This is a genomic window from Amycolatopsis sp. MEPSY49 (genome assembly GCF_051337345.1).
Lineage (GTDB): Bacteria > Actinomycetota > Actinomycetes > Mycobacteriales > Pseudonocardiaceae > Amycolatopsis.
Window position 1 is genome coordinate 469,816 of sequence record NZ_JBDLYJ010000001.1, and the last position, 26,220, is coordinate 496,035.

General features: G+C 69.6%; 25 protein-coding genes. 11 read left to right on the plus strand and 14 right to left on the minus strand.

The features are described from left to right. Nucleotides 1-3: 3 nt before the first annotated feature. From gyrA to dnaA, 7 genes are all read right to left on the minus strand, one after another. The gene (gyrA, locus tag ABFJ78_RS02445) at nucleotides 4-2,562 is read right to left on the minus strand and encodes a DNA gyrase subunit A (RefSeq protein ID WP_436383930.1); all 2,559 of its coding nucleotides are present in this window, start codon (nucleotides 2,560-2,562) and stop codon (nucleotides 4-6) included. A gap of 50 nt (nucleotides 2,563-2,612) precedes the next feature. Next, the gene (gene gyrB, locus ABFJ78_RS02450) at nucleotides 2,613-4,580 is read right to left on the minus strand and encodes a DNA topoisomerase (ATP-hydrolyzing) subunit B (RefSeq protein ID WP_436383931.1); all 1,968 of its coding nucleotides are present in this window, start codon (nucleotides 4,578-4,580) and stop codon (nucleotides 2,613-2,615) included. A 197-nt stretch (nucleotides 4,581-4,777) separates the two neighbouring features. Then, a complete protein-coding gene (locus tag ABFJ78_RS02455) occupies nucleotides 4,778-5,272 on the minus strand; it encodes a DciA family protein (protein WP_436385362.1) in 495 nt (164 codons plus the stop codon). Between the two features lie 253 nt (nucleotides 5,273-5,525). Next, the gene (gene recF, locus ABFJ78_RS02460) at nucleotides 5,526-6,680 is read right to left on the minus strand and encodes a DNA replication/repair protein RecF (RefSeq protein ID WP_436383932.1); all 1,155 of its coding nucleotides are present in this window, start codon (nucleotides 6,678-6,680) and stop codon (nucleotides 5,526-5,528) included. 10 nt (nucleotides 6,681-6,690) lie between these two features. Then, a complete protein-coding gene (gene gnd / locus ABFJ78_RS02465) occupies nucleotides 6,691-7,581 on the minus strand; it encodes a phosphogluconate dehydrogenase (NAD(+)-dependent, decarboxylating) (protein WP_436383934.1) in 891 nt (296 codons plus the stop codon). Between the two features lie 90 nt (nucleotides 7,582-7,671). Next, complete coding sequence (dnaN, locus tag ABFJ78_RS02470) at nucleotides 7,672-8,805, minus strand: DNA polymerase III subunit beta (protein WP_436383936.1); 1,134 nt, start codon at nucleotides 8,803-8,805, stop codon at nucleotides 7,672-7,674. A gap of 835 nt (nucleotides 8,806-9,640) precedes the next feature. Then, on the minus strand, nucleotides 9,641-11,251 hold the full coding sequence (gene dnaA, locus ABFJ78_RS02475) for a chromosomal replication initiator protein DnaA (RefSeq protein ID WP_436383938.1): 1,611 nt from the start codon (nucleotides 11,249-11,251) through the stop codon (nucleotides 9,641-9,643). Nucleotides 11,252-11,826: 575 nt separating this feature from the next. Here dnaA and rpmH point away from each other — a divergent pair. The 10 genes from rpmH to ABFJ78_RS02525 all read left to right on the plus strand — a co-directional run bounded on the left by rpmH (nucleotide 11,827) and on the right by ABFJ78_RS02525 (nucleotide 18,607). Beyond that, a complete protein-coding gene (rpmH, locus tag ABFJ78_RS02480; RefSeq protein ID WP_003082934.1) occupies nucleotides 11,827-11,970 on the plus strand; it encodes a 50S ribosomal protein L34 in 144 nt (47 codons plus the stop codon). 21 nt (nucleotides 11,971-11,991) lie between these two features. Further along, nucleotides 11,992-12,450 carry a ribonuclease P protein component gene (rnpA, locus tag ABFJ78_RS02485; RefSeq protein ID WP_436383940.1) on the plus strand — a complete coding sequence of 153 codons (459 nt, stop codon included), beginning with the start codon at nucleotides 11,992-11,994 and terminating at the stop codon, nucleotides 12,448-12,450. Nucleotides 12,451-12,455: 5 nt separating this feature from the next. Continuing rightward, nucleotides 12,456-12,776, plus strand: a complete 321-nt coding sequence (gene yidD, locus ABFJ78_RS02490; RefSeq protein ID WP_436383942.1) for a membrane protein insertion efficiency factor YidD — start codon at nucleotides 12,456-12,458, stop codon at nucleotides 12,774-12,776. Nucleotides 12,777-12,781: 5 nt separating this feature from the next. Then, nucleotides 12,782-13,912: a membrane protein insertase YidC gene (yidC, locus tag ABFJ78_RS02495; protein WP_436383943.1), complete on the plus strand. Its 1,131-nt coding sequence runs from the start codon at nucleotides 12,782-12,784 to the stop codon at nucleotides 13,910-13,912. Nucleotides 13,913-13,942: 30 nt separating this feature from the next. Then, entirely contained in the window at nucleotides 13,943-14,500 is a 558-nt protein-coding gene (locus tag ABFJ78_RS02500; protein WP_436383944.1) for a protein jag, read from the plus strand. 435 nt (nucleotides 14,501-14,935) lie between these two features. Further along, entirely contained in the window at nucleotides 14,936-15,022 is an 87-nt protein-coding gene (locus ABFJ78_RS02505; RefSeq protein WP_436385363.1) for a hypothetical protein, read from the plus strand. 202 nt (nucleotides 15,023-15,224) lie between these two features. Beyond that, nucleotides 15,225-15,908: a 16S rRNA (guanine(527)-N(7))-methyltransferase RsmG gene (gene rsmG / locus ABFJ78_RS02510; protein WP_436385364.1), complete on the plus strand. Its 684-nt coding sequence runs from the start codon at nucleotides 15,225-15,227 to the stop codon at nucleotides 15,906-15,908. A 77-nt stretch (nucleotides 15,909-15,985) separates the two neighbouring features. Then, on the plus strand, nucleotides 15,986-16,909 hold the full coding sequence (locus tag ABFJ78_RS02515) for a ParA family protein (protein WP_372667896.1): 924 nt from the start codon (nucleotides 15,986-15,988) through the stop codon (nucleotides 16,907-16,909). Then, complete coding sequence (locus tag ABFJ78_RS02520; RefSeq protein ID WP_436383946.1) at nucleotides 16,906-17,904, plus strand: ParB/RepB/Spo0J family partition protein; 999 nt, start codon at nucleotides 16,906-16,908, stop codon at nucleotides 17,902-17,904. The genes ABFJ78_RS02515 and ABFJ78_RS02520 overlap by 4 nt, the downstream gene beginning before the upstream one ends. A gap of 79 nt (nucleotides 17,905-17,983) precedes the next feature. Beyond that, the gene (locus ABFJ78_RS02525) at nucleotides 17,984-18,607 is read left to right on the plus strand and encodes a hypothetical protein (RefSeq protein ID WP_436383947.1); all 624 of its coding nucleotides are present in this window, start codon (nucleotides 17,984-17,986) and stop codon (nucleotides 18,605-18,607) included. A gap of 1 nt (nucleotide 18,608) precedes the next feature. Here ABFJ78_RS02525 and ABFJ78_RS02530 read toward each other — a convergent pair whose 3' ends face one another. Next, nucleotides 18,609-19,553 (minus strand): D-alanine--D-alanine ligase family protein, encoded by a 945-nt coding sequence (locus ABFJ78_RS02530; protein WP_372667553.1) that lies wholly within the window; start codon nucleotides 19,551-19,553, stop codon nucleotides 18,609-18,611. Between the two features lie 24 nt (nucleotides 19,554-19,577). After that, a complete protein-coding gene (locus ABFJ78_RS02535) occupies nucleotides 19,578-20,897 on the minus strand; it encodes a PLP-dependent aminotransferase family protein (protein WP_372667552.1) in 1,320 nt (439 codons plus the stop codon). Between the two features lie 192 nt (nucleotides 20,898-21,089). Here ABFJ78_RS02535 and ABFJ78_RS02540 point away from each other — a divergent pair, with 192 nt between their 5' ends. Next, complete coding sequence (locus ABFJ78_RS02540) at nucleotides 21,090-21,734, plus strand: GNAT family N-acetyltransferase (protein WP_086857098.1); 645 nt, start codon at nucleotides 21,090-21,092, stop codon at nucleotides 21,732-21,734. A 207-nt stretch (nucleotides 21,735-21,941) separates the two neighbouring features. Here the strand turns inward: ABFJ78_RS02540 and ABFJ78_RS02545 are convergent, their stop codons facing one another. The 5 genes from ABFJ78_RS02545 to sigM form a co-directional block, all read right to left on the minus strand. After that, nucleotides 21,942-23,090, minus strand: a complete 1,149-nt coding sequence (locus tag ABFJ78_RS02545) for an N-acetylmuramoyl-L-alanine amidase (protein WP_257922726.1) — start codon at nucleotides 23,088-23,090, stop codon at nucleotides 21,942-21,944. A gap of 274 nt (nucleotides 23,091-23,364) precedes the next feature. Next, nucleotides 23,365-23,688, minus strand: coding sequence for a thioredoxin (trxA, locus tag ABFJ78_RS02550; RefSeq protein ID WP_003082899.1), 324 nt, complete (start codon nucleotides 23,686-23,688; stop codon nucleotides 23,365-23,367). A gap of 35 nt (nucleotides 23,689-23,723) precedes the next feature. After that, the gene (gene trxB / locus ABFJ78_RS02555) at nucleotides 23,724-24,716 is read right to left on the minus strand and encodes a thioredoxin-disulfide reductase (RefSeq protein WP_436383948.1); all 993 of its coding nucleotides are present in this window, start codon (nucleotides 24,714-24,716) and stop codon (nucleotides 23,724-23,726) included. 78 nt (nucleotides 24,717-24,794) lie between these two features. Further along, the gene (locus ABFJ78_RS02560) at nucleotides 24,795-25,574 is read right to left on the minus strand and encodes a hypothetical protein (protein ID WP_436383949.1); all 780 of its coding nucleotides are present in this window, start codon (nucleotides 25,572-25,574) and stop codon (nucleotides 24,795-24,797) included. Next, nucleotides 25,571-26,194, minus strand: a complete 624-nt coding sequence (sigM, locus tag ABFJ78_RS02565) for an RNA polymerase sigma factor SigM (protein ID WP_086679039.1) — start codon at nucleotides 26,192-26,194, stop codon at nucleotides 25,571-25,573. Before sigM ends, ABFJ78_RS02560 begins: the two co-directional genes overlap by 4 nt. Between the last annotated feature and the right edge of the window lie 26 nt (nucleotides 26,195-26,220).

Genomic DNA, 26,220 nt, shown 5'->3' on the forward strand with positions numbered 1-26,220 from the left:
AACTTACTGCTCCGGCGTGGCCGTCGTTTCCTCACCCGCCGCGTCAGGTGCTTCCGGAGCCGGCGCCTCTTCGGGGGTGTCACCATTGGCGACGTCCGAAGGCTCGTCCGCGTTGCGTGCGACGGCGAGAAGAGTGGTGCCTTCGCCGAGATTCATCAGCCGGACCCCCTTCGTCTGCCGTCCTGCCTTGCGCACGTCGCCCGCCGGCGTGCGGATCACGCCGCCGCTCGAGGTGATGGCGTAGAGCTCGTCCTCGGCGTCGACGATGAGCGCACCCACCAGCCTGCCACGTTTGCGGTCGTGCTGAATGGTGAGCACGCCCTTGCCGCCGCGGCCCTGCACCGGGTAGTCCTCGATCGGCGTCCGCTTGGAGTACCCGCCGTCCGTCGCGACCAGCAGGAACTTGCCCTCCTTGACGACGCTGATGCCGAGCAGCTCGTCGCCGTCGTTGAAGCGCATGCCCATCACGCCGGACGTCGGGCGGCCCATCGGGCGCAGTGCCTCGTCGGTCGCGTGGAAGCGGATCGACTGGCCCTCGGCCGACACCAGCAGCAGGTCGTCCTCGGCGCCGGCCAGGACCGCGCCGACCAATTCGTCGCCTTCGCGCAGGTTGATGGCGATGAGACCGCCCGAGCGGTTCGAGTCGAAGTCGGTGAGCTTGGTCTTCTTCACCAGGCCGCGCTGGGTGGCGAGCACCAGGTACGGCGCGACCTCGTAGTTCTTGATCTGGATGACCTGGGCGATCTGCTCGTCCGGCTGGAACGCCATGAGGTTCGCCACGTGCTGGCCGCGCGCGTTGCGGTTGGCCTCGGGCAGCTCGTACGCCTTGGTCCGGTACACGCGGCCCTTGTTCGTGAAGAACAGGATCCAGTCGTGCGTCGAGCAGACGAAGAAGTGCTGGACGATGTCGTCCTGCTTCAGCGTCGCGCCCTGCACGCCCTTGCCGCCGCGCTTCTGCGAGCGGTACAGGTCCGTTTTCGTCCGCTTGGCGTACCCCGTGCGGGTGATGGTGACGACGACGTCCTCGACCGCGATGAGCTCTTCGTCGGTGACGTCGCCGCTGAAGCCGATGATCTTCGTGCGCCGGTCGTCGCCGTACTTGTCGACGATCGCCATCAGCTCGTCGCGGATGATCGCGCGCTGCCGCTCGGGCTTCTCGAGGATGTCCTTGAGGTCGGCGATCTCGAGCTCGATCTCGGCCAGCTGGTCGATGATCCGCTGGCGCTCCAGGGCAGCGAGGCGCCGCAGCTGCATGTCGAGGATCGCGGTCGCCTGGATCTCGTCGACGTCCAGCAGCTCCATCAGGGCCGGCCGGGCCTCGTCCGCGGACGGCGACCGCCGGATCAGTGCGATGACCTCGTCGAGCATGTCCAGCGCCTTGACGTACCCACGCAGGATGTGGGCCCGCTCCTCGGCCTTCTTCAGGCGGAACTTGGTCCGCCGGACGATGACCTCGACCTGGTGCTTCACGTAGTGCCGGATGATCTGGTCGAGCCGCAGCGTGCGCGGCACGCCGTCGACCAGGGCCAGCATGTTGACGCCGAAGTTCTGCTGCAGCTGGGTGTGCTTGTAGAGGTTGTTCAGCACGACCTTCGCGACCGCGTCGCGCTTGATCGTGACGACGATCCGCATGCCCGAGCGGCTGTTGGACTCGTCGGCGATGTCGGCGATGCCGGTGAGCTTGCCGTCGCGGACGAGGTTCGCGATGTTCTCGACCAGGTTGTCCGGGTTGACCTGGTACGGCAGCTCGGACACGACCAGGATCGTGCGGCCCTTCGCGTCCTCTTCGACCTCGACGACCGCGCGCATCCGGATCGAGCCGCGGCCGGTGCGGTAGGCGTCCTCGATGCCGGACGTCCCGAGGATCATCGCCTTGGTCGGGAAGTCCGGGCCCTTGATCCGCACCAGCAGCGCGGCCAGCAGCTCGTCGTCGGTCGCCTCCGGGTTCTCCAACGCCCAGGCGACGCCCTCGGAGACCTCGCGCAGGTTGTGCGGCGGGATGTTCGTCGCCATCCCGACCGCGATCCCGGAACCGCCGTTGACCAGCAGGTTCGGGAACCGCGACGGCAGGACGTCGGGCTCCTGCGTGCGGCCGTCGTAGTTGTCGGAGAAGTCGACGGTGTCTTCTTCGATGTCCGCCAGCATCTGCATGGCCAGCGGCGCGAGCCGGGACTCGGTGTACCGCATGGCGGCCGCGGGGTCGTTGCCCGACGAGCCGAAGTTGCCCTGGCCGTCGATCAGCGGGTAGCGCAGCGACCACGGCTGGGCCAGCCGGACCAGCGCGTCGTAGATCGCCGAGTCACCGTGCGGGTGGTAGTTGCCCATGACGTCGCCGACGACGCGGGAGCACTTGTTGTACCCGCGATCCGGCCGGAAACCGGAGTCGAACATCGAGTACAGGATCCGGCGGGCGACGGGCTTGAGGCCGTCACGCACGTCCGGCAGCGCCCGCGACACGATGACGCTCATCGCGTAGTCGATGTAGGAGCGCTGCATCTCCTGCTGGATGTCGACCGGCTCGATCCGGTCGTGTTCCGGAGCCGGCGGCAAGGTTTCCGTCATGAGGTCCTTCTCGGGTGCGGGGGCCTAGCGGGACGAAGAACGGGGGACGCCTACACGTCCAGGAAGCGCACGTCCTTGGCGTTGCGCGTGATGAACGACCGGCGAGCCTCGACGTCCTCGCCCATCAGGACCGAGAACAGCTCGTCCGCCTGGGCGGCGTCGTCCATGGTGACCTGGCCCAGCAGCCGGTTGGCCGGGTCCATCGTGGTCTCCCACAGCTCTTCGGCGTTCATCTCGCCGAGACCCTTGTAGCGCTGGATCGCGTCGTCCTTCGGCAGCCGCTTGCCGGCCTCGACGCCCGCCTGGATGACGGCGTCGCGCTCGCGGTCGGAGTACGCGTACTCCGGCTCGGCCCGCGGCCACTTGATCTTGTACAGCGGCGGCCGCGACAGGAAGACGTGACCGTGCTCGATCAGCGGCGCCATGAACCGGAACAGCAGGGTGAGCAGCAGCGTGGTGATGTGCTGGCCGTCGACGTCGGCGTCCGCCATCAGCACGATCTTGTGGTAGCGCAGCTTCGAGATGTCGAACTCGTCGTGGATGCCGGTGCCCAGCGCGGTGATCAGCGACTGGACCTCGGTGTTCTTCAGGACGCGGTCGATGCGGGCCTTCTCGACGTTGATGATCTTGCCGCGGATCGGCAGGATCGCCTGGTACATCGAGTCCCGGCCCTCCTTGGCCGAGCCGCCGGCCGAGTCACCCTCGACGATGTAGAGCTCGCACTCCGACGGGTTGGTCGAGCGGCAGTCCTTGAGCTTGCCGGGCAGGCCGCCGATCTCCAGCGCGCCCTTGCGGCGGACCAGGTCACGCGCCTTGCGCGCGGCCATCCGGGCCTGCGCCGAGGAGATCGACTTGTTGATGATCGTCTTCGCCTCGGTGGGGTTGCGCTCGAACCAGTCCGCCAGCCACTCGTTCGACGTCTGCTGCACGAACGTCTTGGCCTCGCTGTTGCCCAGCTTGGTCTTGGTCTGGCCCTCGAACTGCGGCTCGGCCAGCTTGATCGAGACGATCGCGGCGAGGCCCTCGCGCACGTCGTCACCGGTCAGGTTGGCGTCCTTCTCCTTGAGCAGCTTCTTGTCGCGCGCGTAGGAGTTGACGACGCGGGTCAGCGCCGCGCGGAAGCCCTCTTCGTGGGTGCCGCCCTCGTGGGTGTTGATCGTGTTGGCGAACGTGTAGACCGACGGCGTGAAGCCGGTGTTCCACTGCATCGCGACCTCGACCTCGAGGCCGGTGCCCTTCGCGTCGAAGGAGATCACGCTGGGGTGGATCGGGTCCTTGCTGCCGTTGATGTGCTTGACGAAGTCCTCGAGCCCGCCCGGGTAGCAGTAGGTCTTCTCCTTGACCCGCGCGACCTTGCCCTCGGCGTCGGCTTCGGTCTCCTCGTCGGCGACGCGCTCGTCGCGCAGGGACAGCGTCAGCCCCTTGTTCAGGAACGCCATCTCCTGCAGCCGGCGCGAGATGGTCTCGAAGTTGTACGTCGTGGTCTCGAAGATGTTCTTGTCGGCCCAGAAGGTGATCGTGGTGCCGGTCTCCGACGCCGGGCCCAGGTCCTCGAGCGGACCGGGGATCTGGTCGGTGTACTCCTGGCGCCAGCTGCGGCCGCCGTACTTGACCTCGGCGAGCAGCTTCGTCGACAGCGCGTTCACCACCGAGACGCCGACGCCGTGCAGGCCGCCGGACACCGCGTAGGAGTCGCTGTCGAACTTGCCGCCCGCGTGGAGCACGGTCAGCACGACCTCGAGGGTCGGCTTCTGCTCCTTGGGGTGCATGTCGACGGGGATGCCGCGGCCGTCGTCGACGACGCGCACCCCGCCGTCGGCGAGCAGGGTAACCTCGACCTTGGTTGCGTGGCCGGCCATCGCCTCGTCGACGGAGTTGTCCACGACCTCCTGGACGAGGTGGTGCAGGCCGCGTTCACCGGTGGAACCGATGTACATGCCGGGGCGCTTGCGGACCGCTTCGAGGCCTTCGAGCACCGTGATCGACGACGCGTTGTACTCGTGCTTGTTCTCGGTCACCGGCGTTGTTTCTCCTCGTCTCGCCCGAGCGGACGCTCGCTCCCTCCCAGTGTACTTGGCCGCGTCCGCTGGCATGCGGCAAGGACACCCCTGAGCGCGTCGCAGACGGACGAAATCGGTCCGAGCCGAGTCTTGACGTATTTCGGGAGGTCTGGATGCGTTCTCGGGGCATTCAACCGAGCATCGCGCAACCCGGGTCAGCCGTACGTGTCACGCGGGCCGCGACCCGGCACGTGCCGGGGCCCTTTCCGCCAGCTCGGGGCGGTCGGACCCTGGATCCGCATGCGCTTGACGACGCCGTTCCCGACCCCCGCCGCGATCTTGTGCAGCAGCTTCCCCTGCAGCAACCGCAGCTGCGTCGCCCACGCCGTGGAGCTGGCGCGGACGGTCAGCTCGCCGTCCTTGAGCGCGACCGGCTGGGCGTGTTCGGCGACGTCCTCGCCGACCAGCCGGGCCCACTGCGCGAAGACGCGGGCGGTCGTGACGCTCTCGTTCCAGCCGCGGTCGGTGACCAGCCGCGAGACGAGCCGGCCCAGCGGTTGCGGGTCGCGGGGGTCCGCTCCCGGCCCCGACCAGCGGCGACGCCGGGGGTTCTGGCCCCCGCCACCGCCGGCCGCGCGGCGCCGGTACCCCGGCGACGTCCCGCGTTCCTTGGCCTTCGCCTTCGCCGCTTCGAGCGCGGCGTGGGCCAGGTCCCGGCCCGTCTGCCCGTTCGGAGCAGTGCCGCCTTCACTCTGCGTACCCGAAGGGACCTGCCCACGTGGGTTAACCCCCGTGCGGGGGGCGTCAAGCGGCTGTTCCGGGGTTTTGGTCACGCGCGGCGATAACTCGGGCACGGGTTTATCCACACTGTCCACAGGTTTGTCCCCAGATCGGTGGGTAACTGCTGTGTCGGCGATCACACGGGGTGTGCGAGTCGATCTTGCCGACGCCGGTTCGCCCTGCTCAGCCACGTGTGATCTCACCATCCGCCACCACGAACCGGCCGCCGGCCAGCTCGCTGGGCACGTCTTCGTCGACCGCGGCGGTCACCAGCACCTGTTCGGCGCTCGCGGCCACCTCGGCCAGCCGGGCCCGGCGCTTGCGGTCCAGCTCGGCGAACACGTCGTCGAGCAGCAGCACCGGTTCGCCCGCCTCCCCGCGCAGCAGCTCGTAGCTGCCGAGCCGGAGGGCGAGCGCGAACGACCACGACTCGCCGTGGCTCGCGTACCCCTTGGCCGGCGCCTCGCCCAGGATCAGCTCCAGCTCGTCCCGGTGCGGGCCGACCAGGCTGATCCCGCGCTCGAGCTCGGCTTTCCGAGTTTCACCGAGCGCCTTGAGTAGGACGTCCTTGAGGACTTCGGGTTGCGCCCGTTCGCCATCCGGTACGCCGTACGTCTCCGGCAGGGCGTCACCCAGCGACGACTTGTACGAGATCTTCGCCGGCCGCGAGTCCGGCGCCACGCCCATGTACGCCGCGGCCGCGTACGGCCCGAGGTCCGCGACGAGGTTCAGGCGTGCGGCCAGCAGCTCCGCGCCCGCCACCGAGAGGTGGTCGTCCCAGACTTCCAGCGTCGAAAGCGCGTACGGGTCTTCGCGGCCCGTACGTCGTTTCCCCGCCGTCTTGAGCAGGGCGTTGCGCTGCTTCAGCACCTTCTCGTAGTCGGCCCGGACCCCCGCGTACCGCGGCGCGCGCAGCACGAGGAGCTCGTCGAGGAACCGTCTTCGCTCGCTCGGGTCGCCCCGGACCAGCGCCAGGTCCTCCGGCGAGAACAGCACCGTGCGCAGGATCCCGAGCACGTCGCGCGGCCGGCCGACCGCGCCGCGGTTGACCCGGGCGCGGTTCGCGCGGCCGTTGGTGATCTCGAGCTCGACCGTCAGCTCGCGGTCGTCGTTGACCACCGCGACCCGCACCAGCGCGCGCTCGCAGCCGTGCCGGATCAGCGGCGCGTCCGTCGCGACGCGGTGCGAGCCCAGCGTCGCGACGTACCCGATCGCCTCCAGCAGGTTGGTCTTGCCTCGACCGTTCTGGCCGACCAGCACGGTCGGGCCCGGTTCGAGCGCGAGATCGGCCTGCGGCCAGGAGCGGAAGTCGGTGACCTGCAGGTGACGCAGATACACCAGCTGCTCCTTACCCGCCGACCTTCTTCACGGCGTGCCCGCCGAACTGGTTGCGCAGCGCGGCCACCGCGCGCATCGCGGCCGAGTGCTCCTGGCGCGAGGCGAACCGCGCGAACAGCGCGGCCGAGATGACCGGCGCCGGCACCGCGTTGTTGATCGCCTCTTCCAGCGTCCACCGGCCTTCGCCGGAATCCTCGACGTAGCCCTCGAGGTCGTCCAGCTCCGGGTCCTCGTCGAGCGCGCGCACGAGCAGGTCGAGCAGCCAGGACCGGACGACCGTGCCGCGCTGCCAGCCCTTGATCACGGCGGGCACGTCCTTGACGACCTTCGCGGCCTCGAGCAGCTCGAAGCCTTCCGCGAAGGCCTGCATCATGCCGTACTCGATGCCGTTGTGGATCATCTTCGCGTAGTGCCCCGCGCCGACGTCGCCGGCGTGCGAGAAACCTTCTTCGCGCGGGCCTTCGGGACGCAGGGCGTCGAAGATCGGCATCGCCTTCTCGACGTCGGCCGCGGTACCGCCGACCATCAGGCCGTAGCCGTTCTCCTTGCCCCACACGCCACCGGAAACACCGCAGTCGACGTAGCCGATGTTCTTCGCCGCCAGCAGATCGGCGTTCAGCTTGTCGTCGGTGTACTTCGAGTTGCCGCCGTCGATCACCATGTCGCCGGCGGCGAGCAGGTTGCTCAGCTCGGTGACGGTCTGGCGCGTCGGGTCGCCGGCCGGGACCATGATCCAGACGATCCGCGGGCCGTCCAGTTTGGACACCAGGTCTTCGAGCGACGTCGTGTCGGAGACGTCCGGGTTGCGGTCGTAGCCGACCACCTCGTGACCGGCCGCGCGCAGCCGCTCACGCATGTTGAAGCCCATCTTGCCCAGGCCGATCAGACCGAGCTGAACCATCGAGATCCCCTTACGTGCTAACAGTGTCTTGCGGGGCTTCGCCCCGGCCGGGGGCTCCGCCACCCGGACCCCCTAAAGCAGGTAGGCGGGTCAGCCCGGGAGGCGGACCGGCATCAGGAGGTAGAGGTAGCCGGGGACGACGTTGCCCTCGGGGTCGGCGGGCTTGATCAGCGCCGGCCGGTTCGGCGTGGTGAACGTCAGCTCCGCCCGGTCGCTGTGGAGCGCGCCGAGGCCGTCGACGAGGTAACCCGGGTTGAACGCGATGGTCACCGGCTCACCTTCGTACTCGACCTGAAGCTCCTCTTCGGCGCTTCCCTCGTCGTCGCCGCCCGCGGACAACCGCAGCGAGTTGTCCCCGAACTCCAGTCGTACCTGAGTCCCCCGCTCCGCCACCAGCGAAACGCGCTTGATGGACTCGGTGAGAGCGGACACGTCGATGACCGCGCGCGAGGTGTGCGACGCGGGCAGCAGCTGGCGGTACGGCGGGAACTCCGCGTCGAGCAGGCGGGTCGTCGTGTACCGCCCGGACCCGGACAGGCCGAGCAGGCCCTCGCCGCTGGCGAGCGCCAGGCGGATCGTGGCGCCGCTCGCGCCGAGCGTCTTGGCGGCCTCGGCGAGGGTGCGCGCCGGGACGAGCACCGCGGCGTCGGCCAGCCCCTCGGCCGGTTGCCAGGTGAACTCGCGCATGGCGAGCCGGAAGCGGTCGGTCGCCACGAGGGTCAGGGAGCTGCCGGAGATCTCGAGCCGCATGCCGGTGAGCATCGGCAGCGTGTCGTCCTTGCCCGCGGCGACGACGACCTGGGTGACGGCCTGGCCGAACGCGTCGCCCGCGAGCTCGCCCGCGAAGGCGGGCTGGGACGGCAGCTGCGGGTAGTCCTCGACCGGCATGGTCGGCAGGGAGAACCGCGCGGTGCCGCACGTGATGGTGGCGCGCGCGCCGTCGACGGAGATCTCGACCGGCTGCGCGGGCAGCGCCTTGGTGATGTCGGCGAGGAGACGCCCGGAGACCAGGAGGCGACCGCCGTCGGCGATCGTCGCCGGGACGCCGACCGTGGCGGAGACCTCGTAGTCGAAGCCCGAGACGGTCAGGGCGTCGGAGTCGCCGTCGGAACCGGCGTCGAGCAGGACACCGCCCAGAACCGGCACGGGAGGCCGGGAGGGGAGGCTTCTGGCCACCCACGCGACGGCGTCGGCGAGCCCGTCACGCTCGACGCGGATCTTCATGCGCGCATCCTTTCGACGACCGAGCGCTCGTGGCTCGGGCCAGGCCTCGTTCTCGCGGGGCAGTGACCGGCTGCCCCCTCCGGCCGGTCCGTCCTCCCGCTTGAGCGGCCGGAGCGCGGACCAGGTGCAGGCGTCCACGTTAGGCCGTCGCGGGCCCCGCCGTCACCTCGGCCTCCCCTTGACTTTGTCGACTTGCCGACACGTTCTCGCGGCTGTCCCCAACTTCGTCCTTCGCCTGTTTTTGTTTTGTTCTCTCTTAGAAGAGATCTAAAGGCAGTAGCAGTAGTAAGCGGTGTGGATTGTGTGGATCGAGCTCGTTCGCGCAGGTCGGAGCGGTCGCGGGCATGTGGAGAACCGTGGTGGCAGTCCTGTGGGTAGATCGGGCCGTCCGTGGATGGTTTCGGGTGACCCCCGATTCGTCCACAGCCGGGCCCAGTTGTCCCCACGGTTGTCCCCAGGTGTGGGGCCTTCCGTCCCCAGGGTCTGGGGGTGCGCGGAGGCGTCCGGTTCGCCCTACCGAGTGATCGGGCCGACCTGTGCACAGAATGTGGGCAACCTGTGGAATCAGCGTGGACAAGGGTGTGGATGCGCTGTGGATCACCTGTGGGCGGGGTGTGGACGGAATCCACGTCGTCGCTGATGGGAGATCCGTTGGCACTGTGGGCAATCCGCCCACACGGTGGGGAAAAGTCCTTGTGTACAAACAATTTTCGCGACTTTGGCGAAGCACGCGTACGCGCCTTCGCTGCTTCGCGCGCGTCGGACACTCCAAAGACGACTAAGGGGCGTCCACATTGAGCGGACGCCCCGAAGTCGTTGGGAGATAAGGGATGTGCTACTGGCGGGCGCGCTGCTTGATGCGCGACGTCAGCTCCTGCACCTGGTCGTAGATGCGCCGGCGCTCGGCCATCTCCTTGCGGATCTTCTTGTCCGCGTGCATGACGGTCGTGTGGTCGCGGCCGCCGAACGTCTGGCCGATCTTCGGCAGCGACATGTCGGTCAGCTCGCGGCAGAGGTACATCGCGATCTGGCGGGCGGTGGCGAGCGCCTTCGTCTTGCCGGGGCCGCACAGGTCGTCGAGCGTCACGTCGAAGAACTCGGACGTGACGCCCATGATGGTCGGCGCGGTGATCTCCGGCGCGTGCGAGTCGGGGATCAGGTCGCGGAGCACGATTTCGGCGAGCGCGCTGTCGACCGGCTGCTGGTTCAGCGACGCGAACGCCGTGACGCGGATGAGCGCGCCTTCGAGCTCCCGGATGTTCGCCTCGACGCGCGAGGCGATGAACTCCAGGACCTCGCCCGGCACCGCCAGCCTGTCCTGCGCGGCCTTCTTCCGGAGGATCGCGATGCGCGTCTCCAGCTCGGGCGGCTGGATGTCGGTGATGAGGCCCCACTCGAACCGCGTCCGCAGCCGGTCTTCCAGCGTCTCGAGGCGCTTGGGCGGGCGGTCGGAGCTGACGACGATCTGCTTGTTCGCGTTGTGGAGGGTGTTGAAGGTGTGGAAGAACTCTTCCTGCGTACCTTCTTTGCCCTCCAGGAACTGGATGTCGTCGACGAGCAGGATGTCGATGTCGCGGTAGCGGCGCTGGAACGCGACCTTGCGGTCGTCGCGCAGCGAGTTGATGAAGTCGTTCGTGAACTCTTCGGTCGAGACGTACCGGACGCGCATGCCGGGGAAGAGCCGTTGCGCGTAGTGGCCGACCGCGTGCAGCAGGTGCGTCTTGCCGAGCCCGGACTCGCCCCAGATGAAGAGCGGGTTGTACGCGCGGGCCGGCGCTTCGGCGACGGCGACCGCGGCCGCGTGCGCGAAGCGGTTGGACGCGCCGATGACGAACGTGTCGAAGGTGTACTTCTCGTTCAGCTTCGTCTTCGACGTCTGCGGCTGCGCCGGCGCGGTGTAGGGCTGGCCGGCGATCGGCTGGCCGGAGAACGTCGGCCAGATCTCGTGGACGGCGGCGAGCGCCTCGCCTTCTTCGTCCACCTCTTCATCGGTGTCGTCGCCGTCGTCGGCCTTCGCCGCCACGGAGGGGTGCGGCGGCATCGGGGGCGCGGGTTCGGGACGCGGCGGCGGCATCATCGGCGCGCCGTTGCCCGGCACCGCGGGAGCGGGCTCGGGGCTCACGCCGTTTTCCACCCGGCCGGGTGACGGCACGTACCGGGGCGAGGGCGACGGCGCGACGGTCTCGGCGCTGTCCACCTTCACCGCGAGCGAGATGGCGCGGCCGAGCCGCCGGGAGAGCGCGTCGGTGATCGCGCCGCGCAGGCCGCGTTCGATCGCTTCCTTCGCGAAGTCGCTGGGGGCCGCCAGCAGGGCGGTGCCGTCGAGCAGGCCGATCGGGCGGGTCACGCGCATCCACGCGCGCTGCTGGGGGGACAGGGTCCCGTCGGACAGTTCGCGTACCACCTGTTCCCAGATGACGCCCAGATTGTGCTGGTGCTCCGACACCGGTCTGGCTCCCCTCCCCTCGTCGGCGTGGACGGCCGAACGCCCCTGGTCACGCGGTCCGGTAGGCATCAGCGGACCCGCGTGTGCACCGGCACAGCGAATATCCACATAGTTGTCCACAGCTGTGCACTAATGTACGGCGACCCGCGGCGACGCCACCTGCGGGCTCGTCGTACGCCGGTGGGCACTCCACCACCCGGATACTCGTGCACCTCGACCGGTGACCCGAGAGAGGCACGCTAACAAGCCCCGCCCGCTGCCACAAGGCATCCTGGGCGGCAAGCATTTCACGGTGTACGGCGTGTTGCCATTCGGTGCCCCGGCGTTGACGATCTCGCGTTCGCGAGCCGGTCGCGCACCGTGGCCGAGGGGGTGCTTACCGAGCGCCGGACGGGGGTGCGTACCCTCGTAAGGTCTCCCGTATGCGACGGGTGCTATTCGCGTGCCCACGTTGTCGTCGCTCGTCGTGACGAGGCCACTCGTTGGTAGGAGACACCAGAGACTGCCGTGCGCCCGCACGACACGCCAGGTGGGGGAAGAGATTCTTCCGCCCGACGCGACACACAGGAGAAGCAGTGAGCAAGGGTAAGCGCACCTTCCAGCCGAACAACCGCCGCCGCGCGAAGACGCACGGCTTCCGCCTGCGCATGCGGACGCGTGCCGGCCGGGCCATCCTGGCGGGCCGCCGTCGCAAGGGCCGCGCCGCGCTGTCCGCCTGATCCGGCACGTCGGGGCGCGCCGTGCTGCCGGCTGCCGCACGTTTGCGGCGGAGCGAGGATTTCCGCGTGGTTCTCCGTCGCGGGTCCCGGGCAGGCAAGCGCCGCCTCGTCGTCCACGCGCTGACCACGGACCCGTCCGGGGCCGCCGACGCTGTGCCGTCGGCGGCCAGGGCGGGTTTTGTGGTGAGCAAGGCCGTCGGCAACTCGGTGGTCCGCCACCGCGTCACCCGGCGGCTGCGTCACCTCGTTTCGGCGCGGCTCGGAACCCTGCCGCCCGGCAGTGCGTTGGTCGTAAGGGCATTGCCGCCGTCCGCGACCGCGTCCAGCGCCGAGCTCGGAGCCGATCTCGACGCCGCGCTGCGTCGTCTGGGGCTGGTGCCGGGTCGACTGGGTCTTTCACCGTCGCGTCGTCCGGCCGGGGATGTCCCCCGCCCGGCGGGTCCCGCCGACGCGGCCCCCGACCACGGATCAGCGGTGTGACCGGCATGCGAGCCACCCCCGAGCACGACCACCACGACGTGGAGACCCCGCCTCGGCGGCCCGGTCCCGTCGCCTGGGTCCTGTTGCTCCCCATCAAGCTCTACCGCAAGGCGATCTCGCCCTTCCTCCCGCCGGCTTGCCGGTTCTACCCGAGCTGCAGCGCGTACGCGGTCGAAGCCCTCACCCGGCACGGTGCCGGCCGGGGCTCCTACCTCGCGCTGCGCCGGCTGTTGCGCTGCGGCCCGTGGACACCGCCCGGCCACGACCCCGTGCCCGAGGAGTTCTCGTGGCGCCACCGACGACCTGAAACACCGATCGAGGAGTAGCAGCAGTGCTCGATTTCATCTACTACCCCGTGTCCTTCATCCTCTGGTGTTGGCACAAGGTCTTCGGGTTCGTCTTCGGGGAAGCCGCGGCGATCTCCTGGATCCTCGGCATCATCTTCCTGACGTTCACGGTCCGCGGCATCATGTTCAAGCCGTTCGTGAACCAGGTCCGGTCGATGAAGAAGATGCAGGACTTCGCGCCGGAGATGAAGAAGCTTCAGAAGAAGTACGCGAACGACAAGCAGCGCCAGGCGCAGGAGATGCAGAAGCTCCAGCGCGAGCACGGCGTCAACCCGCTGGGCAGCTGCCTGCCGATGCTGCTCCAGATCCCGGTCTTCATCGGCCTGAACCACGTCCTGCGCGCGTTCACGATGCCACCGCCCGGTGGCGGCCCGAAGACCGAGAACTACTTCTTCACCCAGCACGACGTCGAGTCCTACGTCAACGCGAAGCTGTTCGGCGTCAACCTCGGTGAGGCCGTCTACAACGGCGTCGGGGTCGTCAGCGGTGGCGCCACGAACGTCGGCTTCCACTGGAACGTGCTCCCGGTCGCGCTGCCCCTGATGATCGTCGCGTCCATCGCCACGCACCTCACCGCGCGGCACTCGGTGGCCCGCCAGAACGCCGCGTCGGCCACCCCGCAGACCGCGATCATGAACAAGCTGACGATGTACATCTTCCCGCTCGGTGTCCTCGTCTTCGGTGCGCTGTTCCCGCTCGGCCTCCTCTTCTACTGGCTGGCGAACAACGGCTGGACCCTGATGCAGCAGCGCCTCGTCTACACGAAGATCGACAAGGAAGAGGCGGCCCGCAAGGCGGAGGCCGCGGAGAAGCGTGCGTCGCTCGGCCCGAAGCCGGGTCAGAAGCCGACCGCGCCGAAGGTCGGCCAGAAGCCGGTTCAGCAGAAGAAGAACCAGCCGGCTCAGGGTGGCTCGCAGAAGAAGGTCACGAAGGCGGGCTCGGCCCACGGCTTCGCGCAGACCGCCTCGGCTGCTTCTTCCGCCTCTGCCGCCTCTGCCGACGGCGACCAGACCCCGGCCGACACGAACGGCCAGAACGGTTCGAAGGACAACGGCACCGGGGTGCCGGGCCTTCTCAAAGACTCGACCAGGAAGTCGGGCCGGAAGCGCCGCTGAGGCGCGACCGGTTCGGAGAGGAGACGAATGATGTCGGAGACGATCGACACGATCGAAGCCGATAAGGACGACGTGACCCCGGCCGCGACAGCGGACGCGGCGGGCGAGGAGAAGGCGGGCGGTGACGACATCCTCGTCCAGGAGGGCGACATCGCCGGCGACTACCTCGAGCGCCTGCTCGACCTGCTCGACTACGACGGTGACATCGACCTGGACGTCGAAGCCGGCCGCGCGATCGTGAGCATCGACGGCGGCGAGGACCTCGAGAAGCTCGTCGGCCCGCGCGGCACGGTGCTCGAGGCGCTGCAGGAGCTGACCCGCCTGGCGGTCCAGCAGGAGACGGGCTCCCGCAGCCGCCTGATGCTGGACATCGCGGGCTGGCGCGCGGACCGCCGCGAGGAGCTGCGCGAGCTCGGCCGTTCGACGGCGGAGTCGGTCCTGCAGAGCGGCGAGCGGGTGCGGCTGCAGCCGATGAGCCCGTTCGAGCGCAAGGTCGTCCACGACGCCGTGGCGGCGGTCGCGGGCGTCACGAGCGAGAGCGAGGGCGAGGACCCGAAGCGCCGTGTGGTGATCTTCCCGGAGTCCTGAGACTCGGTTCCACCGGAGCGGCCCCACCTGACCGAGTCAGGTGGGGCCGCTTCTTTTGTGGCATGCGCCCGGCACCCGGTGAGGTCTCGCGCTTCGAGCCCGCACGTGGCCGCGGCGGGTCGGCTGCCGGAGACGTATGTGGGCGGTCGGTGCGGAGCGGACGCCGGACTATTGATTCCCGCGGCAGTGCCCGCGCGCGATGGCGTGGGTGATGCCGTCGACGGCTTCGGTTGATCGGGAGTGGCTCGGGCTGGATCGGGTGCAAGTGATCGAGTGCGGGTGGCTCTCGGTGATGCGGACGGGTCCGGTTGTACGCGTATCGGTTCGCGGCTTCGGCGTTCGAGCCCCTCGGCGAGCACGCGCACGCGATGGTGGCGTCCTCGGCGGTGTCTCCGCTGGGGCCCGCTTCGGGTGCTGCCGAACCTGTGGGCGTTCGTGGACGCCGCCGCGGGCAGTTCGCTCGGGTTCAGCGGCATCCGGTTGCGGAACGCTCAGCCGCGGCCGAGCGAATTACAGCGGTGATGTTTCACGTGGAACTGGCGAGCGCGCGCCGGGTCGTGATGCCCGCCGAGTGCCGTCGTTTCACGTGGAACCACCTCCACTGCGCCGCCGGGTGAGTGGAGTTCTGCACATCTGCGGACTGTCGGCTCGTTTTCGGCTCGGCATCGGGGACAATCGACGGAGCGCGGTTTCACGTGAAACCGGCGGACGAGGAGCAGACGGAGTGAGCTTGGAACAGGCCGCGGTGGCGGTGCGGGCCGCGGCGGAGCGGGTGTTCGGTGCGCGTGTGGACCAAGCCGCTGGGTACGTCGAACTCCTCGAGCTGCACGGCGTGGAGCGCGGGTTGATCGGGCCGCGGGAGGTCGAGCGGCTGTGGGAGCGGCACGTCCTCAACTCCGCCGTCATCGGTGAGCAGATGCCCGAGGGCGCGCGCGTCGTCGATGTCGGGTCGGGCGCTGGGCTTCCGGGAGTACCGCTCGCGATCGCGCGACCGGACCTCGATATCGTCTTGCTCGAACCGATGGCCCGCCGGGTGGACTGGCTGGCCGAGGTGGCCGAGAAGCTGGAACTCCCGATCACCATCGTCCGTGGACGCGCGGAGGAGCGGCCTGTGCGTGAGCAGCTCGGTGGCGCCGACATCGTCACCGCTCGCGCGGTCGCCCCGCTCGCCCGGCTCGCGGACTGGTGCCTGCCGCTCGTTCGTCCCGATGGCTTCCTGGTCGCTCTCAAGGGCGCCAGCGCGGCGGACGAGATCGAGCGGGACGGCGCCGCCATCCGCAAGGCCGGCGGGGCCGCTCCCCTGATCGTCGAATGCGGTGGCGCCGTACTAGAGGTCCCCAGCACGGTCGTGAAGATCCGTCGCCTCCCAGCAGCAAGCAAGCCGAAGGCGCGGAGCAAGAAGCGTTAACGGGCCGCGATGTTCCACGTGAAACGACGCGACTCGACCACCGACCAGACGTCAACATGGAGGAGGTGTCGAGACCGGTGAATCCCCCGCCGTCCGACTCCACGGAGACCACCCCCGACGTGGGCTGGACCCCGATCGCCGAAGAAGCCGCCCGCGCCGCTCGCCTGCTGAACCCCGAGAGGACGCTTCCGCGTCCCGGCCGTCGTCGGGTGCTGACCGTCGCCAACCAGAAGGGCGGCGTCGGCAAGACCACGAGCACGGTCAACCTCGCCGCCGCGCTCGCCGTCCACGGGCTCAAGACGCTCGTCGTCGACCTCGACCCACAGGGCAACGCGAGCACCGCGCTCGACGTCGACCACCGGTCCGGGACGCCGTCGATCTACGAGGTGCTCATCGGCGAGGTGACGCTCGCGGACGCCGCGCAGCCCACCGAGCAGTCCCCCAACCTCTTCTGCGTCCCCGCGACGATCGACCTCGCCGGCGCCGAGATCGAGCTCGTCTCGATGGCGTCCCGCGAGTCCCGGCTCAAGGAGGCCATCTCCTCGGAGATCCTCGACGAGATCGGCGTCGACTACGTCTTCATCGACTGCCCGCCCTCGCTCGGCCTGCTGACGGTCAACGCGATGGTCGCCGCGCAGGAGGTGCTCATCCCGATCCAGTGCGAGTACTACGCGCTCGAAGGGCTCGGGCAGCTGCTGAGCAACATCGAGCTCGTGCAGCAGCACCTCAACCGCGAGCTGCACGTCTCGACCATCCTCCTCACCATGTACGACGGCCGGACCAAGCTGGCCGACCAGGTGACGAACGAGGTGCGCAACCACTTCGGCGACACGGTCCTCAAGACCGTCATCCCGCGCAGCGTGAAGGTCTCGGAGGCACCCGGGTACGGCCAGACCGTCCTCGCTTACGATCCTGGTTCGCGCGGTGCGATGAGCTACGTCGACGCGGCCAAGGAGATCGCCGAGCGCGGCGCACAGCTGGAGAAGGGTAGTTCGACATGACCGAGCGCCGAGGAGGGCTGGGGCGCGGCCTCGCCGCCCTGATCCCGACCGGACCCGCCACGGGCGGTCCGCTGCCCGCGCCCGCGGACGCGGCGGCGGACAAGAAGGCGGCCGAGGACAAGGGCTGGTTCGCGGCCAACGGCCAGGCGAAGACGCACGGCGGCGAGGTCGCCGGCGCCGTCTACCGCGAGATCCCCGTCAGCTCGATCAAGCCGAACCCGAAGCAGCCGCGTCAGGTCTTCGACGAAGACGCGCTCGCCGAGCTCGAGCACTCGATCCGCGAGTTCGGGCTCATGCAGCCCATCGTCGTCCGCGAGCTCGGGAACGACGAGTACGAGCTGGTCATGGGCGAGCGCCGGCTGCGCGCGTCGCAACAGGCGGAGCTCGAAGCGATCCCGGCGATCGTCCGGCAGACCGCCGACGAGTCCATGCTGCGCGACGCGCTCCTGGAGAACATCCACCGCGTCCAGCTGAACCCGCTCGAAGAGGCGGCGGCGTACCAGCAGCTGCTCGACGAGTTCGCGGTCACGCACGAGGAGCTGGCGAGCCGGATCGGCCGCAGCCGGCCCGTCATCACCAACACGATCCGGCTCCTGAAGCTCCCCCTGCCGGTGCAGCGCCGGGTGGCCGCGGGCGTCCTGTCCGCCGGCCACGCCCGCGCGCTGCTCTCGCTGGAGGACGCCGACAGCCAGGAAGAGCTCGCCGCCCGCATCATCGCGGAGGGCATGTCGGTCCGGGCGACCGAGGAAGCCGTCACGCTCAAGAAGAGCGAGAAGCCGGCCAAGCCGAAGCCCGCGCCGCGCAAGCCGATCCAGGCGCCGGGGTTGCAGGAGCTCGCGAACCGGCTTTCGGATCGGTTCGACACCCGGGTGAAGGTCGACCTCGGTCGCCGCAAGGGTCGCATCACGCTCGAGTTCGGGTCCGTCGACGACCTCGAGCGGATCGTCGCGATCATCGATGCGAACGGGACGAATCAGACACCGAAAACCGATTAGGGATCACCCCGGGGTGTTTCGTCACGGTGATGATTGCGGAGGGATCACTCCGCCGCGACGCTGAGCAACGGGGGGAAACGTGTGGGATCCGACCGGTTCGATCGGCGGCGCGCTCTGGATCGGCGGCGCGCAGTGGGCGGGGAAGTCGACCGTCGCCCGGCTGCTCGCCGTCCGGCACGGGCTGACGGCCTACCACTACGACTACCACGACGCGCGCGGCCACAACGATCGCTTGCTCGCCACCGGCGCACCCGCGCGCGATCCCGAACGGACGTGGGTGCGCTCGACGCCGGAGGAGATGGCGGCCGCGACGCGCGAGGTTTTCGCTTTGCGGTTCGAGTGGGCGCTCGACGATCTGCGCGCACTCGTGTCCGGCCGGCCGTTGCTCGCCGAGGGGTGGGGGCTGCGCCCGGAGTTCGTGGCGCCGCTGCTCGACTCGCCCCGCCGGATGGTGGTGATGGTGCCGACCGAGGAGTTCCGGCAGCACCAGCTGAACTCCCTCCCGCGGGCCGGCGCGGTCACGACCAAGGTCAGCGATCCCGTGCGCGCGCAGCAGAACCGGATCGCGCGAGATCGGCTGCTCGCCGAAGACGCCGTCCGCAGCGCACGCGAACACGGCGTCCGGGTGCTGGAGGTCGACGGCTCCCTGAACGCGGAAGAAGTGGCCGGCCAGGTGGCCGACCACTTCAGTCCGTACCTCTGAATCAGCGGGAGATCGCGCGCCCGATGAGTTCGCCGAACACCGTGCCGAGCGACTTGCCCGCGGCCTCGATCGCCATCGGCACCGTCGACGTCTCGGTGAGACCCGGCGACGGGTTCACTTCGAGGAAGTACACCGTGCCGTCGGACGCGACGACCGCGTCGGTGCGGGAGATGTCGCGCAGCCCGAGCACGCGGTGCGCGGCGACGGCCAGCTCGGCCACCGCCTTGGCCGCGGCGTCGTCGAGACGGGCCGGGGTGAAGAAGTCCGTCAGGCCGGCCGTGTAGCGGGCCGTGTAGTCGTACACGCCGCTCTCCGGGACGATCTCGACCGCGGGCAGGGCCTCGGGCCCGTTCTCGCCCTCGATGACCGTCACGGCCACCTCGACGCCGTCCACGAACCGCTCCGCGAGCACCGTGTCGCCGTACGCGAAGCAGCCGACCATCGCGGCCGGCAGTTCCGCCGCCTCGCGGACCACCTGGGTGCCGAGCGCCGAGCCGCCCTGGTCGGGCTTGAGGATCAGCGGCAGGCCGAGGCGCTCCACCATCGCGTCGAGCACCGCCTGGGCGCCGAGCTCGCGGAACGTGCTGTGCGGCAGCACCACCCAGCCCGGCGTCGTGAACCCGGCGTTCTCGATGAGCGCCTTCGCGGTCGGCTTGTCCCACGCGCGGCGGCAGCCCTGGGAGCCGGTGCCGACGAACGGCACGTCCAGCATCTCCAGCACCGTCTGCACCGAGCCGTTCTCGCCCTCACCGCCGTGCAGCGCGACGACCACCGCGTCCGGCCGCTGGGTGCGCAGGCGCTCCAGCAGGCCCGCGTCGGTGTCCCACTCCTCGATGCCGAGGCCTTCGGACTTGAGCGCCGCGGAGAGCCGTCGCCCGGACCTCAGCGAGACGTCGCGTTCGTGCGAAAGCCCGCCGGCGAGCACGGCAACGGTACGGTCGACCACCGTGGAAACTCCTTCGAAAAAGATCTAGACCGTGTCCGGGGACGGGTTCTGCGGTCCCTGGATCTGGCGCGCGCTCACGTTACCGAAGGTGCGCGCGAGGTCCATTTCGGACTCGAGCACCGCGGCCAGCCGCCGCACGCCTTCGCGGATCCGCTCCGGCGTCGGGTAGCAGTAGGACAGCCGCATCTGACGGCTGCCGAACCCGTCGGCGTAGAAGCCGGTTCCGGACGCGTACGCCACCCGCGCGGTCACCGCGCGCGGCAGCATCGCCTTCGTGTCGACGCCTTCCGGCACCGTCACCCAGACGTAGAACCCACCGTCCGGCTTGGTCCACGAGCAGCCCGGGGGCAGGTACTGGTCGAGCGCGGACAGGATCGCGTCGCGCCGCTCGCGGTAGTTCTCGCGGAACTTCTTGATCTGGCCCTTCCAGTCGTGCGTGGCCAGGTAGCGCGACACGATCATCTGGTTGAACGTCGGCGGGCACAGCGTCGCCGACTCCGCGGCCAGCACGAGCTTCTCGCGCACGGCGTGCGGCGCGAGCACCCAGCCGACGCGCAGGCCCGAGGCGAACGTCTTGGAGAACGAGCCGAGGTACACGACGTTGTCGGGGTCGGTCGAGCGCAGCGCCGGGTACGTCTGACCGTCGAAGCCGAGCAACCCGTACGGGTTGTCTTCGACGACGAGGACGTTGTGCTCGCGGCAGATTTCCAGGATCTCCGCGCGGCGCTCGACGGCCAGCGTGACGCCGGCGGGGTTGTGGAAGTTCGGGATCGTGTAGAGGAACTTGACCCGGCGGCCGGCCTTCTCCGTCCGGTCGAGCGCCTCGCGCAGCAACGACGGCACCAGGCCCTGGTCGTCCATCGCGACGTGCACGACCTGCGCCTGGTACGCGGCGAACGAGCCCAGCGCGCCGACGTACGAGGGGCCTTCGGCGATGACGACGTCACCCGGGTCGCAGAACAGCCGCGTGACCATGTCCAGGCCCATCTGGGAGCCGACGGTCACCACGACGTCGTCCGGGTGGGCCTTGATGCCTTCCAGCGCCATGATTTCGCAGATCTGCTCGCGCAGCACCGGGACGCCGTGCGCCGAGCCGTACTGCAGCGCGACGAGGCCGTCTTCGGCGATGATCTCCGCCACCTGCGCCGACAGCGTGTCGAGCGGGAGCGCCGCCAGGTTCGGCATGCCGCCGGCCAGCGAAACCACCTCGGGCCGGCTGGCGACCGCGAACAGCGCCCGGATCTCGGAAGCGGTCATCCCGGCGGTGCGCGCGGCGTACCGCTCGAGGTGCGGGTCGAGGTTCTGGCGGCCGCTGTGCGGCTTGCTGGGGCGGTTCTCGGTCATCGACGATTCACCCGGGGTTCGATGGATAGAGATCCTGTCGAGTGTAACCGGGCACCCATCCGGTACCCCTGGCCTTTCGGCGCTCGTCACATCGGCCTATCCTCGACCGTGGCTCCTGTGTCGTGCCCGCGGTCCAACGCGGCTTGACGGCCGGGCGGCCGGTCGGGAGCAGCAGGTCAGGGGAGGTCGCGGGTGTCGCGTCGCGTCGTGGGCGTCACACTGGACAACCTCGAGCACCTGCCGAAGAGCTGCCGCAGGTGCGTGTACTGGGAGCTGGCCCCGCACCTGAAGAACCAGGCCGAGGAGTTCGGCGCCACCGAGGTCGAGAAGGAAGCCTGGGTCTCCAGCGTCCTGCTCGAGTGGGGTTCCTGCGGCCGCATCGTCTACAGCGACACGCTGCCGGTCGGGTTCGTGCTGTACGCCCCGCCGAACGCCGTCCCCCGTGCGCTGGCCTTCCCGACGTCCCCGCCAAGCGCGGACGCGGTCCTGCTGACGGCGTTCCAGGTCCTCCCGGAGTTCCGCGGCGGCGGCCTCGGCCGGATGCTGGTCCAGGCGGTCGCCAAGGACCTGACCAAGCGCGGCGTCCGCGCGATCGAGGCGTTCGGCGACGCGCGCCCCGACGAGACCGACCCGGACGGCGGCCACAGCTGCGTGCTGCCGGCCGCGTTCCTGCAGAGCGTCGGCTTCAAGACGGTCCGCCCGCACCAGAAGTGGCCGCGGCTGCGCCTGGAACTGCGGTCGGCGATCACCTGGAAGGAAGACGTCGAGGCGGCGCTGGAGCGGCTGCTCGGCCAGGTGACGATCACGACGGCCGAGCCGAGTCTCGGCCGCGCCTGACCCTCCGCAAACGTTTGCGCCTGTGCTCGACCACGGCTGAAACGCGCGTGTGCACACATGTGGATGAAGTGTCGAGTTATCCACAGAGCGCTGCTAGGCGCGGTGGACAAGCTGTGGATGACTGCCCGGAAACCTGGGGACGCAGCGCGTGCGTCCCCAGGGGTGGTGGGGCAGGGGAAGGCGAGCCGCTAGGGGTTGTGGTCGGCCCTATTCGGCCTTGGCGAGCTCGTGCGCCAGGACGTCGGCGAACGTGAACGTTCCCGTCGGCTGGTCGCCCTCGCCGAGCAGGTACAGGCGCTTGACGGCGATCAGGATGCCCTCCGCGACGATGTCGCGGAACGCCGGGTCGCCGAGCTTGCGGGCGTCGTCCGGGTTCGTCAGGTAGCCGATCTCGATCCGGACCGCCGGGCAGCGCGTGCGGGTGAAGATGTCCCACGACTTGTAGTGCGTGCGGTTGTCCTGCAGGCCCGTGCGGGCCGCGACCTCGCGCTGGATGAAGCCGGCCAGCAGCTCGCCCACCGTGGACGTCGTGCCGTTGCCGTTGCCGAAGTGGAAGCTCGCGACGCCCTGCGCGCGCGGCGACGGGTTCTTGTCGCTGTGCAGCGACAGGAACAGGTCCGCGCCCGCGTCGTTGGCGAACTTGGCGCGCTCCAGCTCGGTCGGGCTGTGGTTCGGGCCGCGGGAGATCAGCGCCTCCATGCCGGTGGCCTTCATCCGGCCTTCGAGCCGACGTGCGAGGTCCCAGGCGATGTCGGCTTCGCGGAGACCGCCGGCGACCACGCCGAGGTCGTCGCCGCCGTGGCCCGGGTCGATCACGATGCGCTTGCCGCGCAGGCGCGGACCGGCCTGGCGCACCTGCTCCTGCTCGCGCAGGAACACCGGGCGCCCGCCCCTCGCCCGCGGCGAGGACAGGCGGTGCAGCTCGCGGATGGTCGCCGGGCCGCACATGCCGTCCGGCGTCAGGCGCATGTCGCGCTGGAACGTCTTGAGGGCGCGCTCGGTGGCCGGGCCGAAGTAGCCGTCGGGGCGGCCGGCGTCGAAGCCGAGCTCCGTGAGCCGCTCCTGGAGTGTGAAGACGTCGTCGCCGTGCACGGGCGACGCGATCATGTAGGACAGCGGACGGCTGCCCAGGTGGTAGCTGGCGCCCTTGAGCGCCTGGAAGGTCGCCGGACCCACGATGCCGTCGGTCATCAGCCCACGGCGCTGCTGGAAGGCACGGACGGCGTGCTCGACGGCGACGTCGAACGTGTCGTAGTCGTCGGTACCGGTGACCGGCGGGAGCAGGTCCATCCCGGCCAGGATGGACCTGATCTCGGCGACGTCCGGACCGGCGTCACCGCGGCGGAGTACCCGCATGCACTCCTCGCTCTTCCTAGGGCACCGATTCGGGGGCTCGGTGCGTGGCAAGAAAACCTTCGCTGGGACGGGCCCAGGTCCTCTATTGTGCCTTGCCAACTCTCGGTGACAGCGCAGGCCCGGTAGGTAGGTCAAGAGCCCGATCGTGGAGTACCCGCGGTGGCTGCCGTCACGCTCGATTCACCCACACCGGTCACATTCCCCCGAACGGCGAAGGACCCGGGGTCCACGAGAGGGTTCTCGCAGGCCCCGGGTCCGCCGGGAGTGGTTCGGCTCAGAGAACGTCGGCGAGGTCCGACAGCAGCGCGGCCTTCGGCTTGGCGCCGACGATCTGCTTCACCGGCTTGCCGCCCTGGAACAGGATCAGCGTCGGGATCGACATCACCTGGTAGTCACGCGGCGTGTTCGGGTTCTCGTCGATGTCGATCTTGGCGATGGTCAGCTTCTCGCCGTTCTCGGCCGCGATCTCCTCGAGCACCGGGGCGACCATCTTGCACGGGCCGCACCAGGTGGCCCAGAAGTCGACCAGGACGGGCTTCTCGCTGGTCAGGACCTCGTCGACGAACGTCGCGTCGGTCACCTTGACGGTGTTGGCCATGGTTTCTCCTCCAAGGGTGGTTGAACGCCGGAAAGTCAGTTGGTGCCCGCGCCGTAGCCGCCGCCGACGAGTTCGGGCGCCTCGTGCGCGTCCGATTCGCCGTGCTCCGCGAGCCATCGTTCCGCGTCGATCGCGGCACTGCACCCGGAGCCGGCGGCGGTGATCGCCTGCCGGTAGGTGCGGTCGACCAGGTCGCCGGCCGCGAAGACGCCGTCGAGGTTCGTGAAGGAGGTCTTGCCCTTCGTCACGACGTAGCCGTCCTCGTCCAGGTCGACCTGCCCCTTCACCAGCTGGCTGCGGGGGTCGTGGCCGATCGCGACGAAGAAGCCCGACACGTCCAGTGTCGACTCCGTGCCGTCCTTGGTGTCCTTCAGCTTCAAGGCCTCGACCTTGCCGTCGCCGAGCACCCCGGTGATCTGCGAGTTCAGCTTCCACTTGATCTTCTCGTTCGCGCGGGCGCGCTCGAGCATGATCTTGGACGCGCGGAACTCGTCGCGCCGGTGGACGACCGTGACGGACTTCGCGAACTTCGTCAGGAAGGTCGCCTCCTCCATCGCCGAGTCGCCACCGCCGGCGACCACGATGTCGTGGTCGCGGAAGAAGAAGCCGTCACAGGTCGCACAGGCCGAGACACCGCGGCCGAGCAGCTCCTGCTCGCCCGGCACGTTGAGGTACCGCGCCGCGGCACCCATCGCGAGGATGACCGCGCGGGCGGCGTAGCGCTTGCCGTTCGCGACGACGTACTTGACGTCTCCGGTCAGCTCCAGCGACTCGACGTCCTCCGCGCGCAGCTCGGCGCCGAAGCGCTCGGCCTGCTTGCGCATCTCCTCCATCAGGTCCGGACCCATGATGCCGTCGCGGAACCCGGGGAAGTTCTCGACCTCGGTCGTCGTCATCAGCGCGCCGCCGAACTGCGTGCCCTCGAACACCAGCGGTTCCAGCTGGGCCCGTGCCGCGTAGACGGCAGCGGTGTATCCGGCAGGACCCGACCCGACGACGATCAGGTTCCTGATTTCCTCGGCAGCCACCCGTGACCTCCGCTCGTAGTGACCCGTGTACCAGGCTCAACACGATCGTAGGGGCCGGTGTTCCCAGGGTGACAGGCGCTACTTCTCCCCGACGACCTTGTCGAACAGCACCGCCGGATTGCCCGGCCCGCAGTCCGCGCCGAAGGCCACGAGCCGGAACTGGGCGAGCTTGCCGGTGGTCAGGATGATCATCACCCCGGCCTTGCCGCCGACGTTCACCGGGCGGATGCCCTCCGGCCGCACCTTCGGATCGAGCCCGGCCGCCGCGATGCACGCGTCCAGCCGGTCTTCGTTCTGCAGCGGGCCGAAGTCGCGGACGCCGACCGCCTTGCCGATCAGGGCCTGCGCGCCGCTGCCGTCGCTGCCGACGGATGGGCCGGTCGGTGCCGGAGCGGCCACGTTCGGCGTGCCGCTCTGCTGGGTGGTGTTCGGGATCGCGACGGTCACGGCGACGACCGCCGCGGCGGCCGCGGTCAGGACGCCGGCGGCCCAGCCGAGCCGCTTGTTCCGCCGCCTCCGGGCCGCCGCGAGGTCCACCACCTGGGCGTCCCGCGGTGCCGGACCTGCCTGCCCGGCGTTCGGAAACTTGGCGGCTGCTTCGGCGGCCAGCGCCGCGTCCAGCCGGGCCGCGAACTCGGCGGGCATCGGCGGGGCCGGCGCGTCGGCGAGCGAGGCCAGATCGGTCTGCGTCGCGTCGAGGGCGGCCAGGATCTCCCGGGCCTCCGGGTCGGCGTTGACCAGCGGCCACAGCTCGGCCGCCTGAGCGTCCTCCAGCACACCGGCGTGGAGGTCGGCGAGCACGTCGACAGACCAGGGCGGACCGACGGTCCCCCCGATCCCCCGGCTTTCGTCCGTCATCGTCCCTCCCCGCTACCCGGCTGGCGCCCGGCCCGTTTGCTTTCGTGAGTTGGGACGTTCGCAATCGCATCGGGGTTCCGCAGGTGCCCGAGAACCTTCGCGAGTTTTCCGCGGCCCCGCGCGCATCGGCTCTTCACGGTGCCTTCGGCGATGCCCAGCATCTTCGCCGTCTCGGCGACGGAGTAGCCCTCGACGTCGACGAGCACGATCGGCGCGCGCTGGTCCTCCGGCAGCTGGTCGAGGGCCTCGCGCACGAGCAGGCTCGTCTCGCGCTCGGCCATCGAGTCGCGCGGGGTGGCCGGCTCGTTGAAGCCGGTCTCCGGCAGCGGCACGGTCGGCCGGGCCTGGCGGCGGCGGATCCGGTCGAGGCAGGCGTTCACCACGATCCGGTGCAGCCACGTCGTGACCTGCGACTCCGCCCGGAACTTGTCGGCGGCCCGGAACGCCGAGATGAACGCGTCCTGCAACGCGTCGGCGGCCTCTTCCGGATCGCGGACCGTGCGCAGGGCGACTGCCCACATGCGGTCGCGATGTCGCTGGACGAGTTCGCTGAACGCATGGGGGTCCCCCGCGGCGTGAGCCGCTATCAGATCCGCATCCGTGGGAGCTGCAGCTGTCACCCGCAAGAGCCTACTGACCCTGTCGG

Bases quoted from the DNA above. Each gene is read 5' to 3' on its own strand.
- gyrA (WP_436383930.1), bottom strand. From the start codon at position 2,562: ATGACGGAAACCTTGCCGCCGGCTCCGGAACACGACCGGATCGAGCCG.
- gnd (WP_436383934.1), bottom strand. From the start codon at position 7,581: ATGGTTCAGCTCGGTCTGATCGGCCTGGGCAAGATGGGCTTCAACATG.
- dnaN (WP_436383936.1), bottom strand. From the start codon at position 8,805: ATGAAGATCCGCGTCGAGCGTGACGGGCTCGCCGACGCCGTCGCGTGG.
- yidD (WP_436383942.1), top strand. From the start codon at position 12,456: ATGCGAGCCACCCCCGAGCACGACCACCACGACGTGGAGACCCCGCCT.
- ABFJ78_RS02500 (WP_436383944.1), top strand. From the start codon at position 13,943: ATGTCGGAGACGATCGACACGATCGAAGCCGATAAGGACGACGTGACC.
- ABFJ78_RS02520 (WP_436383946.1), top strand. From the start codon at position 16,906: ATGACCGAGCGCCGAGGAGGGCTGGGGCGCGGCCTCGCCGCCCTGATC.
- ABFJ78_RS02535 (WP_372667552.1), bottom strand. From the start codon at position 20,897: ATGACCGAGAACCGCCCCAGCAAGCCGCACAGCGGCCGCCAGAACCTC.
- ABFJ78_RS02545 (WP_257922726.1), bottom strand. From the start codon at position 23,090: ATGCGGGTACTCCGCCGCGGTGACGCCGGTCCGGACGTCGCCGAGATC.
- trxA (WP_003082899.1), bottom strand. From the start codon at position 23,688: ATGGCCAACACCGTCAAGGTGACCGACGCGACGTTCGTCGACGAGGTC.
- ABFJ78_RS02560 (WP_436383949.1), bottom strand. From the start codon at position 25,574: ATGACGGACGAAAGCCGGGGGATCGGGGGGACCGTCGGTCCGCCCTGG.